The 15,357-nt window shown below is 73.0% G+C and carries 12 protein-coding genes and 1 pseudogene; 4 read left to right on the top strand and 9 right to left on the bottom strand.

Annotation, left to right across the window (positions count from 1 at the left end; all coding sequences use genetic code 11):
- Window positions 1-41: 41 nt before the first annotated feature.
- Entirely contained in the window at window positions 42-1,385 is a 1,344-nt protein-coding gene (locus Q0D57_RS09690) for an LLM class flavin-dependent oxidoreductase (RefSeq protein ID WP_291042285.1), read from the bottom strand.
- A 2-nt stretch (window positions 1,386-1,387) separates the two neighbouring features.
- Window positions 1,388-2,821: a PLP-dependent transferase gene (locus Q0D57_RS09695; RefSeq protein WP_291042288.1), complete on the bottom strand. Its 1,434-nt coding sequence runs from the start codon at window positions 2,819-2,821 to the stop codon at window positions 1,388-1,390.
- A 153-nt stretch (window positions 2,822-2,974) separates the two neighbouring features.
- On the opposite strand from Q0D57_RS09695, the gene Q0D57_RS09700 reads away from it, so the two are divergent.
- Together Q0D57_RS09700 and Q0D57_RS09705 are read left to right on the top strand one after the other, a co-directional pair.
- A complete protein-coding gene (locus Q0D57_RS09700; protein ID WP_291042291.1) occupies window positions 2,975-4,501 on the top strand; it encodes a family 1 glycosylhydrolase in 1,527 nt (508 codons plus the stop codon).
- 26 nt (window positions 4,502-4,527) lie between these two features.
- Complete coding sequence (locus tag Q0D57_RS09705; RefSeq protein WP_291042317.1) at window positions 4,528-5,562, top strand: LacI family DNA-binding transcriptional regulator; 1,035 nt, start codon at window positions 4,528-4,530, stop codon at window positions 5,560-5,562.
- Window positions 5,563-5,643: 81 nt separating this feature from the next.
- Here Q0D57_RS09705 and Q0D57_RS09710 read toward each other — a convergent pair whose 3' ends face one another.
- The 5 genes from Q0D57_RS09710 to Q0D57_RS09730 form a co-directional block, all read right to left on the bottom strand.
- Entirely contained in the window at window positions 5,644-6,663 is a 1,020-nt protein-coding gene (locus Q0D57_RS09710; RefSeq protein ID WP_291042294.1) for an iron-siderophore ABC transporter substrate-binding protein, read from the bottom strand.
- A gap of 64 nt (window positions 6,664-6,727) precedes the next feature.
- Window positions 6,728-7,531: an ABC transporter ATP-binding protein gene (locus Q0D57_RS09715; RefSeq protein ID WP_291042298.1), complete on the bottom strand. Its 804-nt coding sequence runs from the start codon at window positions 7,529-7,531 to the stop codon at window positions 6,728-6,730.
- Window positions 7,528-8,682 carry an iron chelate uptake ABC transporter family permease subunit gene (locus tag Q0D57_RS09720; RefSeq protein ID WP_291042301.1) on the bottom strand — a complete coding sequence of 385 codons (1,155 nt, stop codon included), beginning with the start codon at window positions 8,680-8,682 and terminating at the stop codon, window positions 7,528-7,530. The genes Q0D57_RS09715 and Q0D57_RS09720 overlap by 4 nt, the downstream gene beginning before the upstream one ends.
- Window positions 8,679-9,812: an iron ABC transporter permease gene (locus tag Q0D57_RS09725; RefSeq protein ID WP_291042304.1), complete on the bottom strand. Its 1,134-nt coding sequence runs from the start codon at window positions 9,810-9,812 to the stop codon at window positions 8,679-8,681. Before Q0D57_RS09725 ends, Q0D57_RS09720 begins: the two co-directional genes overlap by 4 nt.
- 13 nt (window positions 9,813-9,825) lie before the next feature.
- On the bottom strand, window positions 9,826-10,812 hold the full coding sequence (locus tag Q0D57_RS09730) for a siderophore-interacting protein (RefSeq protein ID WP_291042306.1): 987 nt from the start codon (window positions 10,810-10,812) through the stop codon (window positions 9,826-9,828).
- A 62-nt stretch (window positions 10,813-10,874) separates the two neighbouring features.
- Here Q0D57_RS09730 and Q0D57_RS09735 point away from each other — a divergent pair, with 62 nt between their 5' ends.
- The gene (locus tag Q0D57_RS09735; protein WP_291042308.1) at window positions 10,875-12,806 is read left to right on the top strand and encodes a 2Fe-2S iron-sulfur cluster-binding protein; all 1,932 of its coding nucleotides are present in this window, start codon (window positions 10,875-10,877) and stop codon (window positions 12,804-12,806) included.
- Here the strand turns inward: Q0D57_RS09735 and Q0D57_RS09740 are convergent.
- Complete coding sequence (locus Q0D57_RS09740) at window positions 12,803-13,633, bottom strand: site-specific DNA-methyltransferase (protein ID WP_291042323.1); 831 nt, start codon at window positions 13,631-13,633, stop codon at window positions 12,803-12,805. The genes Q0D57_RS09735 and Q0D57_RS09740 overlap by 4 nt on opposite strands.
- Before the next feature lie 168 nt (window positions 13,634-13,801).
- On the opposite strand from Q0D57_RS09740, the gene Q0D57_RS09745 reads away from it, so the two are divergent.
- The gene (locus Q0D57_RS09745; RefSeq protein ID WP_291042311.1) at window positions 13,802-14,089 is read left to right on the top strand and encodes a GNAT family N-acetyltransferase; all 288 of its coding nucleotides are present in this window, start codon (window positions 13,802-13,804) and stop codon (window positions 14,087-14,089) included.
- Window positions 14,090-14,116: 27 nt separating this feature from the next.
- On the opposite strand, the pseudogene Q0D57_RS09750 reads toward Q0D57_RS09745, so the two are convergent.
- Window positions 14,117-15,357 (bottom strand): annotated as a pseudogene (locus Q0D57_RS09750) (hypothetical protein); the annotation flags it as partial.

Below are 15,357 nucleotides of genomic sequence, written 5' to 3' on the forward strand. Positions count from 1 at the left end.
ACCGCAGAAAGTGCCCACTCGTGGGAGGACGGGGGCGGGGGCTAGAAGTCTTGGAGGTTGGCGCGGAGGCCGCCTGCGCCGTAGGCGGTGCGGAGGATGCCGCGGCGGCGGAGGATGGGCACGAGCTCGTCGAGCATGCGGTGGATCGTGACCGGGTGCAGGTCGCCCGAGAAGATGAAGCCGTCGTTGTCGGCCTCGGCCCCGAGCTCCTCGATGAAGTCGGCGATCTCGTCGGCCGTGCCCACGTAGCCCGAGCGGTCGGTGATGCGGCCGAGGCGCGCCTTCGCCGTGAGCAGCTCCCGCAGCGAGGCGTCGGCGAACGAGTCGAAGCCGCCGAGCAGGCCCTTGATGGTGCCGCGCGAGACGTGGTCGCCGAAGATCGCCGGATCGACCGGCCGGTCGAGATCGAGCCCCGTGAGGTCGGTCTCGAGATCGCTCGACTGGCCGGCCGCGATCTGCAGCAGGGTCGCGTCGTCCGGGTGCGCGGAGGCGTCGACGAGGCGCTGCGCCTCCTCCGGGCTCGACACCACGATGGGCTTGAACACGAACAGCACGTCGATGTCGGCGGGGCTCCGGCCGTGGGCGAGAGCGGCGGTGTGCACCTTCGCGCGGTAGTCGCGGATCGTCGACACGTCGAGCGAGGCCAGCGCGAGCTGCACCTGCGAGTTCGCCCCCGCGAACCCGAGTCCTCGCGGCGATCCCCCGGGCGACACCACGATGGGGTCGCCCCCGTGCCCGCCCTCACTCCCGGGGTCGGCGAAGGGCAGGGCGTTGAGGGGGCCGTCGAAGCTGAAGTGCTCGCCGCGGTGCTGGAACGCATCGAGCTTCGACCCGTCGGCGAAGTGACCGGTCGTCGCATCCTGCACCAGAGCATCCGGGCCCCAGCTGTGCCACAGCCGCTGCACGGCCCCCAGCCACTCCTCGGCCCGGTCGTAGGCGCCGTCGTGATCGAGCGGCGGCACGCCGAAGTGGCGGGAGGAGCCCACGTCGGTCACCACGTTGATGCCGAAGCGGTGGTCGCTGAGGTGCTGCAGCGTCGCGAACTGCCGCGCCGCCTGGTAGGGCGAGTAGGCCAGCGGGTTCACGGTGGGCGCGATGCCGATGTGCTCGGTGACGTCGAAGAGGTAGGGCGCGAGCAGGAGCGGATCGTGCTTGGGGCCGCCGTAGGCGCTGCGGATGCGCAGGTCGAGGGTGTCGGCGTTGCCGAGCGAGAGGGCGTCCTCGATGATCACGAGGTCGAAGCCCGCCTGCTCGAGCGTGCGGATCGACTGCTGGTAGAGCTCGGGGCGGTGCCAGGGGTGGTTCCAGTCGTAGTACGGGTGGCCCCAGCCGTGCGGGCCGAAGCCGCGGGAGAGGAACCAGCCGAAGTGCTGCGGATGCGCCACGGTCAGACCACGGCCGGGGCGGCGATGGCGGGTGCGGCTGCGGACTCGGCACCGGATGCGGATGCGACGGTCGACGAGGCCGCCGCGGGCAGAGCCGCCCCCGACGCCTCGAGCGCCTGAGCGAGGTCGGCGAGCAGGTCGCCCGCGTCCTCAACTCCGATCGACAGCCGGATGAGCCCCGGCCAGATCCCGGCCTCGGCGAGCTGCTCCGCACTCCGGTAGGCGTGCGTGGTGGAGGCGGGGTGGATGATGAGCGAGCGAACGTCGCCGAGGTGGGTCATGCGCGTGAACAGGGCGACGGAGTCGATGAACCGGCGCGCGGCATCCGCACCGCCTGCGAGCGTGAAGGAGAACACCGACCCCTGGCCGACGGGCAGGTAGCGCTCGGCGAGCGCGTGGTGGGGGTTCGACGCGAGGCCCGCGTGGTCGACCGACTCGACGCCCGGCTGCTCGTCGAGCCAGCGGGCGATCGCGAGCGCCGTGGCCGACTGGCGGTCGACGCGCAGCGAGAGGGTCTCGATGCCCTGCTCGATCAGGAAGGCGTTGAGCGGCGAGGGCGTGGGCCCGAGCCGCGAGGCCACGACGTCGCGGGCGTAGACGGCGAAGGCGGCGGGCCCGAAGCGCTCGACGTAGCTCGCGCCGCCGAGCGCGTGGGCCGGCTCGGTGAGGTGCGGGAAGAGCGGCGCCCCGGATGCCCCGGCGGTGAGCGCGGCCTGACCCGCCCAGTCGAACCCGTCACCCGAGACGATCGCCCCGCCGAGCACCGATCCGTGCCCCGCCAGGAACTTGCTCGCCGAGTGCACCACCACGTCGGCCCCGTGCTCGAGCGGTCGCAGCAGGTAGGGCGTGGCGAAGGTGTTGTCGACGATGAGCGGGATGCCGTGGCGGTGCGCGACCCCGGCCACGAGCGCGAGGTCGACGAGGTCGTTCTTGGGGTTCGGGATCGACTCCACGAACAGCGCCCGCGTGGTGGGGCGGATGGCGAGCTCCCAGGCGAGCGGATCGTTGTGGTCGGCCACGAACGAGGTCTCGATGCCCAGCCGGCCGAGGTTCTCCACGAAGAGGCCGCGCGAGCCCTCGTAGATGCTGTTGGCCGAGACGAGTTGGTCGCCCGCCTTCAGGAGCGCGAGCACGGCCACCGAGACCGCGGCCTGGCCGCTGCCGACGAGGATGGCCTCGCGGCCGCTCTCGAGAGCGGCGATGCGGCGCTCGACCGAGGAGTACGTGGGGTTGCCGAGCCGGGTGTAGGTGAAGCCGTCGTCGGCGCCGCCGAAGCGGTCGCGGGCCTGGTCGAAGTCGTCGAACACGAAGCCGGCGCTGAGGTAGATGGGCGTCGCCCTGGCGTTCACCCCGCCAGGGCCGTCGCTGCCGCGCCCGGCGTGCACCTGCCGGGTGGCGAAGCCGTGCGGCTGTCCTGCTGGTGTCGTGCGGGTCATCCCGGGCTCCTCCCGTCGGTCGGCGATGCATCAGGTTCGCACGCCCGCCCCCACCGGAGGCCCTTTGCGAAGTTCTGTTACGAAATCCGGGCGCGGTACGCTTGGAGAGCGCTCTCACGAGCTGCTACCGCCACGCAAAGGAGCAGTGCACCCATGACGACCTCGTTCCCTCCCGGTTTTCTCTGGGGCTCCGCCACGGCCGCCGCCCAGATCGAGGGCGCCGCCTTCGACGACGGCAAGCAGGCCTCCATCTGGGACACCTTCTCCCGGCTGCCCGGCGCCGTGCTGAACGGCGACACCCCGGATGTCGCGGTGGACCACTACCACCGCATGCCCGCCGACGTCGCGCTCATGAAGCAGCTCGGGCTGCAGTCGTACCGCTTCTCGACGAGCTGGGCGCGCATCCGCCCCGGTGACGACGCCGTCAACCCCGCGGGGCTCGACTTCTACTCCCGACTGGTCGACGAGCTGCTGGGCGCCGGCATCCTGCCCTGGCTCACGCTCTACCACTGGGACCTGCCGCAGGCGCTCGAGGAGAAGGGCGGCTGGGCGAACCGCGACACCGCCTACCGCTTCGCGGAGTACGCCGAGATCGTGCACGGGGTGCTCGGCGACCGGGTCTCGCACTGGACCACCTTCAACGAGCCGTTCTGCTCGTCGCTGCTCGGCTACGCCTCGGGCGTGCACGCACCGGGCCGGCAGGAGCCCGCGGCCGCCGTGGCCGCCGTGCACCACCAGCACCTCGCGCACGGCCTCGCCGTGCAGCGACTCCGCGACCTCGGTGCGGAGCAGATCGGCATCACGCTCAACCTCACCAACGCCATCCCCGCGAACCCCTCAGACCCCGTGGACGCCGACGCGGCCAGGCGGCTCGACGCGCTCAACAACCGCATCTTCCTCGACCCGCTGCTGCGCGGGGAGTACCCCGCCGACATCCGCCACGACCTGGCGGAGTTCGGACTCGACGAGGTGGGCGACACGGCCCTCGTGCGGCCCGGCGACCTCGACATCATCGCCCAGCGCCTCGACTTCCTGGGCGTCAACCACTACCACGACGACATGGTGAGCGGTCACCCCATCCCCGCCCCCGCCGACCCGTCGGTGGTGCCGGTCGACCCGCACGCGGTGGCCGGCGGCCGGGCGGTGCGTTCGCCCTTCGTGGGCTCCGAGCACATCACGTTCCCGCTCCGGGGCCTCCCCCTCACGGGCATGGGCTGGGAGGTCAACCCCGCCGGGCTCCGCACCCTGCTCGTGCGGCTCGGCCGGGAGTACCCGAACCTGCCGCCCCTCTACGTGACCGAGAACGGCGCCGCCTACGACGACACGGTGTCGACGGATGGCGACGGCACCGAGGCCGTGCACGACACCCAGCGCACGCAGTACATCCTCGATCACATCCAGGCGGTGTCGGATGCGATCACCGACGGGGCCGACGTGCGCGGCTACTTCGTCTGGTCGCTTCTCGACAACTACGAGTGGGCCTGGGGCTACGGCAAGCGCTTCGGCATCGTGCGGGTGGACTACGACACGCTCGTGCGGACGCCGAAGGACAGCGCGCTGGCGTACGCGGAGGTGATCGCCGGAGCTGCGGGCGCCGCCGGAGCATCCGGAGCGGACGGAGCGGCGGGACCAGCCGGAGCGGACGGCCCGGTCGCCGCAGAGCCGGCTCTCGAACCGTGATCCCGAGCGGCAACCCCACGCTCGAGATGGTGGCCGCCGAGGCCGGCGTCTCGCGCGCGACGGTGTCGCGGGTCGTCAACGGGCACGCCTCCGTGGCGCCCGAGGCCGTGGCGGCCGTGCACGCCGCCGTGGCGCGGCTCAACTACGTGCCCAACCGGGTGGCGCGCTCGCTCGCGAGCCGGCGCACCGACGTGATCGCGCTGATCGTGCCGGAGTCGACCTCGACGGTGTTCGCCGATCCGTTCTTCGCGCCCGTCGTGCGCGGGGTGGCGAGGGCCCTCGCCGAGACCGACTTCACCCTCAACCTGCTCGTGGCCTCCGAGACCCGGCCCGAAAAGACGAGGCGCTACCTGCTCGGCGGCAACGTCGACGGGGCCCTCGTGGTGTCGCACCACTCCGGCGACCACTCCTACCTCGGACTCGGCGACGCACTGCCGATCGTCTTCGGTGGCCGGCCCTTGAACCCCGAGCTCGAGTCGCGGCACTACGTCGACGTCGACAACCGGCACGCCGCCCAGAGCGCGACCGAGTACCTCCTCGGCTCCGGTCGGCGCCGGGTGGCCACGATCGCGGGGCCACAGGACATGCCCGCCGGCATCGACCGGCTCGCCGGCTGGCGCGACGCGGTCGAGGCGGTGGGGGGCGACGTCTCGCTCGCCGAGCACGGCGCGTTCACCCAGCAGTCGGGGGCCGAGGCCGTCATCCGGCTGCTCGATCGCCATCCGGCATCCGGTGCGGGCTCTGCTAGTACGGGCTCTGCTAGTACGGGCTCCGCCGGTGCGGGCTTCGATGCTCTCTTCGCCGCCAACGACCAGATGGCGGCGGGTGCCATCCAGGCACTCCGGAACCGCGGGCTCTCGAGCCCCGCCGACGTCGCGGTGGTCGGCTTCGACGACGACGCCTTCGCCGCCACGCTCGATCCGCCGCTCACCACGGTGCGGCAGCCGGCCACCGAGCTCGGCGTCTCGATGACCGAGCTGCTCGTGCGCCTGATCTCGGGCGAGGAGGCCCCGCACCGCACCATCATCCCCACAGAGCTCGTGCGGCGCGGAACCGCCTGACGCAGAGACACCGCCGACCCGGCAGTTCGTCCCCCTCAGCCCTGCGGAGAAGGGGACGAACTGCCGGGTCGAGCGCGCGGGTTACTTCGTGCCGGCGGCGAGGGCCTCCACGAGCTGGTCGAGGCCCCAGGGCAGCGACAGCGCGGTGGGCGGCGAGACCGCGGCGATGTACTCGGTGCCCACGAGCTGGGCCACGTTGCCGGCCTTGACGGCGGGGATGACCGAGGTCTGCGGGGCCGTGAGGAACGCATCGGCCTCGGCCTGGGTGTCGGAGTAGCTCAGCACCACGTCGGCCTCGAGCTGGTCGAGCTGCTCGTAGCTCAGGGTGTAGAAGAAGGTCGAGTCGCCGTTGGCGAGCTCGTCGACCGAGGGTGCGCTCTCGAAGCCGAGGTCGAGCATGAACTCCACCCGCGGATCCTCCTTCTTGTAGACGTAGAAGGTGCCCGCGATGTCCCAGACGGCCGCGATGGTCTTGCCCTCGAACTCCGGATGCGCCGCGGCCTGCTCGGCGAGCTGGTCGTCGATGCCCGCGAGCACCTCCTCGGCCTCGGCCGACTTGCCGAGCGCCTCGCCGACCGTGGTCACGACGTCGCGCCACGGGGTGCTCCAGGCCTCGCCCGGGTACGCCACGGTGGGGGCGATCTGGCTGAGCGTCTCGTACTGCTCCTCGGTGATGCCCGAGTAGACGGCGAGGATGACATCGGGGTCGGCCTCGGCGATGGCCTCGTACGGCGGCTCGTCGGGTGACTCGGGCAGCACCGTCGGCAGCTCGGCGCCCGCGGCCTCGACGGCCTCGGCGACCCAGGGCAGCACGCCGTTCTCGTCGCCCGCGTAGGAGTCGAACGGGATCGCGACGGGGATGGTGCCGAGAGCGATCGCCGCGTCGGTCGAGCCCCAGCCGAGCGTCACGACGTTCTGCGGGTCGGCCGGCACCACGGTCTCGCCGAAGGCGTGCTCGATGGTCACGGATTCGCCGGAGCCGGTGCCCGCGTCGGCGGTCGAGGGCGTCTCGCTCGAGCCGGCGGCGCAGCCGGTCAGCACGAGGGCTGCGGCGAGCGTCGACGCGGCGAGCGCGGCCAGGCGGGGACGGAGTCGGGGCACGGGTTCCTCCAGGGAGTTCAGGATGCTGTGGCTTGTAAGGCTTGCCTTACCTAACCATCGTAGGTCACGCGGGCGCGCTGCGGAACCGCCCCCTGGGCACGACCATCGGCGATCCGCTCACGGGATCCTCGATCACGAGGGCCTCGAGCCCGAAGGCGCTCCGCACGATCTCGGCCGAGATGACGTCTTTCGGGGCGCCCTCGGCGACGATCCGCCCACCCGACATCACCACGAGATGATCGGCGTAGCGCGCGGCGAGGTTGAGGTCGTGCAGCACCATCACGACGGTCGTGCCGCGCTCGAGGTTGAGCTCGTGCAGGAGGTCGAGCACCTCGACCTGATGGGTCACGTCGAGGAAGGTCGTGGGCTCGTCGAGCAGCAGGATGTCGGTCTCCTGCGCGAGGGCCATCGCGATCCAGACCCGCTGCCGCTGGCCCCCGGAGAGCTCCTCCACGCGGCGCTCGGCGATGCCGAGCGTGTCGGTGGAGCGGAGGGCGGTGGCGACGGCGTGGTCGTCGGCCGCCGTCCACTGCCGGAAGAGGCCCTGGCGCGGGAAGCGGCCGCGGCCCACGAGGTCGGCCACCGTGATGCTCTCGGGCGCCACGGGCTGCTGCGGCAGCAGGCCCACGAGCGTGGCGAGCCTCTTGCTCGGGTAGCGGTGCACGTCGGTGCCGTCGAGCAACACGGCGCCCTCCTCGGGCTTCAGCAGCCGGGCGAGCGCGCGCAGGAGCGTCGACTTGCCGCACGCGTTGGGGCCGACGATGACGGTCACCTCGCCGTCCGGGATCACGACGTCGAGGGCGTCGACCACCCGGTGGCCGTCGTAGCCCAGGGACAGCGCTTCGGCGCGCAGCTCGTGCGAGCTCATGCGGTTCCTCTCGTTCGGTTGCCGCGGGCGAGGAGTCCGAGCAGGATCGGGGCGCCCACGATACCGGTGACGATGCCGACCGGCACCTGGAGCCCCGGGAAGGCGTGCTGGGCGATGATGTCGGCTCCGGTCACGACCACGGCGCCCACGAGCGCGCTCGCGACGAGGGCGGTGGCAGTGCCCGCCCCGCCGAGAAGGCGCCGGGCGATGGGCGCCGCCACGAAGGCGACGAACGCCACGGGGCCGGCGGCCGCGGTGGCGACGGCCGCGAACCCCACGGCGACGAGGGTGAGCAGCAGGCGGGTGGGGGTGACGCGCACGCCGAGACCGGCGGCCGTCTCGTCGCCGAGCTGGAGCATCCGGAGCCGTGGTGCGAGCAGGATCAGGCCGATCGAGAGCACGAGCCCGGCCACGGCCGTGACGGCGATCTCCTCGCCCTTCACCGTGCCGATGCTGCCGACGAGCCAGACCAGTGCCGACTGGGCCTCGCGCACGTCGGCGCGTGTGAGGAGGTAGCCGATGAGCGCCTGGGCGAGGAAGGCGAGCGCGATGCCGATGAGCACGAAGCGGGAGCCAGCGACGCCGTTGCGGGTGGCGAGGATCGTGATGAGCCCCGCCACCACGACGGCCCCCGCGAAGGCCGCGAACGAGACGGCGATGCCGGCCCAGCCGAGCACGAGGATGGCGCCGACCGCCGCCGCGCTCGCGCCCTGCGAGATGCCGATGATGTCGGGGCTCGCGAGCGGATTGCCGAGGAGGCTCTGGAAGACGGCGCCGGCGAGGCCGAACGCGGCGCCCACCAGGAGGCCGAGGGTGAGGCGCGGGAGTCGGAGGCCCTGCACCACGAAGTTGTCGCCGCCCGAGCCGAGGCCGAGGAGCGAGGCCACGACGTCGCCGGGCGCGAGCACACGGTCGCCGAGCACGAGGGCGAGGCAGGCCAGCACGACCAGCACGAGCACGAGCACGCCCGTGACGAGCAGGCGGCGGCCGAGGCCGATGCGGCGGACGGCGGCGAGCATCCGCCGGTCGGCGAGCATCCGCCGGTCGGCGAGCATCCGCCGGTCGGCGAGCGGGTCGGGCGCGGTGGCTTCGGGGCCGGATGCGGGGCCCTGCGTGGGGCCGGATGCCGGACCGGGCGCTGCGCCGGTCACCGGATCACGCCCCGGTCGCGTCGCACCAGCGCGATCAGCACGGGCGCGCCGATGACGGCCACCACGATGCCCGCCTCCAGCTCGGCGGGCTGCGCGATGAGGCGGCCGAGGGTGTCGGCGAGCACGAGCAGGATGGCGCCGAGGGGCAGCGAGTACGCCGCGATCCAGCGGAAGTCGGCGCCCACGAGCCGCCTGGCCACGTGCGGCACGACGAGCCCCACGAACACGAGTGGGCCCGCGAGCGAGGTGGCCGACCCGCAGAGCAGGATGATGGCGATGCCCGCGACGACCCGCGTGAGTCCCACCCGCTGGCCGAGCCCCCTCGCCACGTCGTCGCCCAGGGCGAGGCCGTTGAGGCTCCGGCCGAGGGCGACGGCGAGCACGGCACCGCCGAGCAGGAAGGGCGCGAGGGTCACGACGGTCCCCGCGTCGCGGGCCACGAGCGAGCCCACCGACCAGAAGCGGTACTGCGCGAGGGTGTCGAGGTCGCGCAGCAGCACGAGCGTGATGAGGGCGGTGAGCACGGCGGTGACGGCGGCCCCGGCGAGGGTGAGGCTGAGCGGCGTTGGCCCGGTGCGGCCGGACGCGACGGCGTAGACGAGCACGGCGGCCACGGTGGCGCCGAGGAACGCGAACCAGATGTAGCCCGCGGGGCTCGCCACGCCGAAGACGGCGATCGAGACCACGACGGCGAGCGAGGCGCCCGAGTTCACGCCGAGGAGGCCGGGGTCGGCGAGCGGGTTGCGGGTGAGGCCCTGCATGAGCGTGCCGGCGAGGCCGAGCGCGGCGCCGGCGACGAGGCCGATGATCGTGCGCGGAACCCGGAGGTCGAGCACGACCATCTGCTCCACCGCATCGCCCTCGCGCGCGCCCGAGAGCACCGCGAGCACGGCCGGGAGGTCGATCGAGCGCGAGCCGAGGAAGAGGCTGAGGCCGACCGCCACGAGCACGGCCACGAGGAGGCCGACGAGCCCGAGCACGCGGATGAGCCGGCGCCTTGCCGGGGAGTGGTGGTGCGAGACCGCCGCGGCCGTCGCTCCGGCCGCGCCCGGCTCGGCGTCGGGCTCTCGGCCGGGCTTCCCGGCGGGCCCTCGGCCGGGCTTCCCGGCGTTCCGCGGGGTCGCGGTCACCGGCGGGCGGCTCTCACTGGCCCTCGGCCTTGCCGAGCCGCCAGTAGCCCATGAACGCCACGCGGTGCCTGTCGACGCCCGTCTCGCTCACGAGCAGGCGGCGGAGCTGCTTGATGCACGCGGACTCGCCTGCGAGCCAGGCGTAGAAGCGGCCCGCGGCATCCTCGGGCGAGTCCCACAGCATCTCGAGGTCGACGTCTATGTCGGCGAGCTCCTGCGCGGAGTCGGTGAGGGCGGGGGCGATCCGGTCGCGGTGGGTGCCCACCCAGTCGCGCACCGCATCCAGGAGCGGGGTCGCGCCGGCCGGGTGCTCGTCGCGCGCGAGCCACACGAGGTCGACGTCGGCGGCGGTCTCGAGGGCCCAGCGGTCGCCCGCGTGCGGCACCTCGATGAAGGCCTGGGCGCGGGTGCCGGCGGGGAGCGACTCGAGGATGCTGCAGATGGCGGGCGCGGCGGTCTCGTCGCCCGCGAGCAGGTAGTCGACCGCCTCGCCCGGGTGCCAGTCGAGGCCGAGCCGGTAGTCGATGCTGAGGTCGTCGGGCCCCACGATCACGATCTCGTCGCCCACGGCGGCGCTCTCGAGCCAGCCGGCGGCGGGCCCCTCGGGTGCACCGGTGGCGCTCGCGTGCACGACGAAGTCGACGTCGAGCTCCTCGGGGGCGTCGGCGATGGCGGGGCGGATGGCGCGCACGGTGTAGGTGCGGAACGGGTTGCGGAGCGCCTCGGGCAGCTCGCGCCAGGACTGGTACCAGGTGCCGGCGTCGAGGCTCTCGCCGTCGAACCAGAAGTCGCCGCCGTAGGTCTTGTCGGCGAAGGGCACGACGATCTTGATGCGCTGGTCGAGCCCGGCGGTGCCGAAGCGGTCGAACTCGGGGCCCGTGAACGTGACCCGCCGGAAGCTCGGGCTCAGCTGCTCGATGCGCACCACCCGCGACCGGAACGGCCGGTACGAGGGCCGCGCGGAGCGCTCGGCGTCGGTGCGGGCTTGATAGGTAAGCATTACCTAATTATGCACCGGATGCCTCCGGGCCACCGGTCTGGAAGGATGACGGAGGAGGCACGATGACAGCTCGGGAGCACGGCGACACCCCCGTGACGCTGGCGCGCATCACCCGCTACCCCGTGAAGGGCCTGCCGGGCACGAGCACGGCTTCGGCCGCCGTCGCACCCGGGGAGGGGCTCGGCTTCGACCGGGTGCTCGCCATCGAGACGGGCGACACGGAGCACGTCGACGGTGGCGGCTGGCGCCGGCGCGCGGCCTTCCACCACGTGGCGAAGAACCCGTCCCTCGTACGCTTCGAAACGGCACTCGAGCGAGAGGGCGACGTCGCGGCCGGCAGCATCGACGACCCGGGAGCGGCGGTGCGGCTGACCGTGACCGGGCCGAACGGCGCCACCGCCAGCATCCGGTTCCCCGACCCGGATTTTGCGCCACTCGACGAGGCCGTGCGCGGATGGTTCCCGCGGGGCCGGACGGGAGACGCCACGGTCGTGGCTCCGGGTGCCCGGCTCTGGGACTGGCAGAACGCCCTCATCTCGCTCATCAACCTCGAGACCGTCGCCGCCCTGCAGGAGCACACGGGGCGGGAGGTCGACGACCGCCGGTTCCGCGGCAACCTGCTCGTCTCCGGGCTCCCGGCATGGTCGGAGTTCGGCCTCGTGGGGCGCACGATCTCGATCGGCGAGGAGCGGTTCGAGGTCTTCCAGCCGACGGATCGCTGCCGCGCCACCGCCGTCGACCCGCTCACCGGTTCCGTCGACCTCAACGTGCCCGCTCGGCTGGCCGCCCACTTCGGGCACATGTTCTGCGGCGTCTACCTGCGCCCGCTCACGACCGGGCGGATCGCGGTCAGCGACGCCGTGAGCGTTCTGCCTGGTGGTTCGCGGGCCTCGGCCGAGGCGATCGCTGAGTGGCCCCGCCTGGCTGCCGTCTCCCGCCGAGAGAGCGTGACCGACGGTGTCGAGAGCTTCTGGCTCGACGACTCCGTCGGCCTTCTCGCCGGCGCCGGACCGGGACAGCACGTGCGACTGCACCTGCCCTCCGAGCCCTCCCCGAACTGGCGCAACTACACGATCTCGGCCGTGGAGGGCACCACGGCGCGCATCACGGTCAAACGGATCGGCGGCATCTCGACAGCCCTGCACGACGGGCTGGAGGTCGGCACCGAACTCCTGGTGAGCGGGCCCTTCGGACCTCTGCACGACGTCGCATCCACCGCCACCACCACCGGGCATCCCCTCGTGCTCGTGACCGCCGGTATCGGGATCACCCCCGCCGTGGCCATTCTGCGAGCTCTCGCGGCGGAAGGCTCACGAGCGCAGGTGGAGATGCTGCACGTCGATCGCACCAGCCGGAGCGTCGCCCACCTCGACGAGGTCCTCGACCTCCTCGAGGCGCTCCCGAACGCCTGCCTGACGATGCACGTCACCGGTGCCGATCCGGATGCCGCAGCCTTCGCCACCGCACCCACGCTCACCGCAGATGCCGGGAGCCGGGTGCGCGTGAACCGGGGTCGGCCGACCGGCGACGACCTCGCGGCTGCCGTCGACCGGGCCGCGGCCGCAGGGGGCGGCGATCGCACCGAGGTGACCGCCCATCTGTGCGGGCCGCCCGGGCTGCTCGACGACGCACGTCGCGCGCTCGAGCGGGCCGGGGTCGCGCGCGAGCGCATCCACTTCGACGTCTTCTACACCCCCCGGCTCACCGACGGGTCTCCGCGCGTACCGCCCCGCCAGGGCCCGTTCACGGTCGATCCGGGCGACGGCGGCGCTCCGCTCGAGTGGCACCCGGCCGACGGCGCGCTCCTCGACGTCGCCGAGGCCGACGGGCGGGGGTGGCCCTCCGCGTGCCGCTCCGGCGCGTGCGGCACCTGTGAGGGAGCGCTCCGCTCCGGCACGGTCGCGTACCTCGTCGATCCGGTGGTGACGCCGCCGGACGGGCGCATCCTCACCTGCTGCGCGGTGCCGACCTCCGACGTCGTGCTCGGGCCCTAGCCAGAGGGCGTCACGCAGACGAAGCGGGCGCCCGGCAGCCGGCGGCGGATGACGTCGAGGGCGTCGGCGCTGCGGTCGACGAGCACGAAGTTGCGGCCGAGGGCCGCGGCCACGGCCCCCGTGGTGCCGCTGCCGGCGAAGAAGTCGAGCACCCAATCGCCCTCGCGGGAGGACGCCTGCACGATGCGGCGCAGGATGCCCTCGGGCTTCTGGGTGGGGTAGCCGGTCTTCTCGCGGCCGGTGGGCGACACGATCGTGTGCCACCAGACATCCGTCGGCAGCTTGCCGGCCGCCGCCTTCTCGGGCGTCACGAGGCCGGGTGCCATGTAGGGCTCGCGGTCGACGGTCGTGGAGTCGAAGTAGTAGCCGCGCGGATCCTTGACGTAGACGAGGATCGTGTCGTGCTTCGTGGGCCAGCGGTTCTTCGACTTGGCGCCGTAGTCGTAGGCCCAGATGATCTCGTTGAGGAAGCTCTCGCGGCCGAACAGCGCGTCGAGCAGCACCTTGGCGTAGTGCGCCTCGCGGTAGTCGAGGTGCAGGTAGAGCGTGCCGTCGTCGGCGAGCAGCCGCCAGGCCTCCACGATGCGCGGCTCGAGGAACTCCCAGTAGTCGTCGAACCGGTCGTCGTAGCTCAGCAGGTCGCCCTTGATGCGGTCGTACTGGCGGCCCTGGAAGCCGGTGACCCGGCCCGGCCGTCTCTCGTCGGGGTCCGCATCCGGAGCCGTGCGCGTGGAGGTCGTGGAGCGCCTGGCCTGCGTGCGGCCCGTGTTGAAGGGCGGATCGAGGTAGATCACGGTGAACGAACCGTCTGCGAGGCCCGGGGTCACGTCGAGGTTGTCGGCGTGGAAGACGAGGCCCTCGCCGCGGGGGTCGGCTCCGAACTGCCGGCGGGGATCGGCAGTACCCGAGCCTCCCGGATGGACAGGGGACGGATCGGCGACGGGCACGGTGCAATTCTGGCAGTTCCCATCGGGCGGGGTTATCCTCGGGGCAGAATGAGCACCGAGATCCGCCATGAGCACAGCCAGAACCGCTACACCATCAGTCTCGACGACCAGGTGGCGGGCTTCGCCGACTACCGCATCGAGGGTGGGCGCATCGTCTTCGTGCGCACCGAGGTCGACCCCAAGAAGCGCAAGGCGGGGGTGGCCGGCGAGCTCGTGCGGCACGCGCTCGACGACGTGCGGGTGAGCGGATCGCTCGCCGTGGTTCCGGACTGCAGCTTCGTGGCGCACTTCATCGACACGCACCCCGACTACCAGGAGCTCGTCGACCGGGGCTGACCGCCCTTCCGCCTGGCGCGGGCGGGCTCAGCCCGTCCAGTCGCCGCCCGTGCCGTCGATCTCGGCGAGCAGACGAGGGCCGGCACCTGCGCCGCCCTCGGCCCCGCCCCCGCCACTGCCACTGCCACTGCCACTGCCACTGCCTGCATCGTCGAGCTCGAGGATGCGGGAGGACGACCGGCCCGTCGCCGCGTCGCTCACCTCGATCGCCACGAGACGCTGGTCGGGTGAGAGCGAGACGCGGGTGACCGTGCTCCCGGTGTCGCCGGAGTCGTAGAGCACCTGCGGGCCGGCCGGGTTCGGGGCCTCTCCGGGTTCGGTGCCTCCCGTGCGCTCGGCCGTCACGCGCTGCACGAACAGGTGCGAGTCCGGATCGACGAGCGAGTAGGAGAGCACCGCGAGGCCGTCGCTCACGAGGGCGTCGGAGGGGTAGGCGATCCGGCCGTCGTCGAGCGAGAAGTCGACGGGGGCCACGGCACCGGTCACGAGGTCGTGCCGCACGAGGCCGGCGTCGTCGCTCACCACCATCGAGCGACCGTCGGGCCCCGCCGAGATGAGGGCCGGATGGCCGCCGAGCGGCACGGGCGAGCGGTCGGGCCGGAGATCGACGAGCAGCACCTCGCCCGCGACGTCGCGGGCCACGAGCGCCGGCCGGCCCGGCAGGAACGCCCACTCGAGCACGCGCAGCGGCGCACCGTCGAGGCCCAGCACGGGCTCGGCGGCCCCGGTGCCGCGGCCCACGTGGAGCACGTCGTCGAGGGAGTGGTCGGTGGCATCGATCGGGGCCTCGAAGCGGAACCCCCAGAGCTCCTCGGTCGCCTGCACCGCGAGCGCGGCCGCGAAGCCCTCCGGCATCGGGAGCTCGCTGGTCTCACCGGTGGCCACGTCGATGCTGAGGAGCTCGTCGTGGGTGGTCGGCGAGCCGCCGGCCGGCACCGCGGCGACGACGCGGCCGCCGCCCGTCGCGAACCCCGAGACCGCGTCCCGCTCGAGCAGCACCCGCTCGCGGCTGGCGGCGGGGGCGGGGGCGGGGGCGCTGGGCACGCCGGGCTCGGGGGCGGTGCTTCGGAGGCCGGCGGCGGCCGAGCCCGATGAACCGGTCGGCACCTCCACGGCGACGAGCTCTGTGCCCGCCGGGGTCGAGCGCTGCACCACCACGGTGGCCTCGGGCGTCACGAAGCTGCGGGTGATCGTGCGGGAGCGGGCGTCGGTCGTTCCGGCGACCCCTGAGACCTCGAGGCGGTACGCCGTGCCGAAGCGGAGCGGTT

The organism is Herbiconiux sp., assembly GCF_023264895.1.
Lineage (GTDB): Bacteria > Actinomycetota > Actinomycetes > Actinomycetales > Microbacteriaceae > Herbiconiux.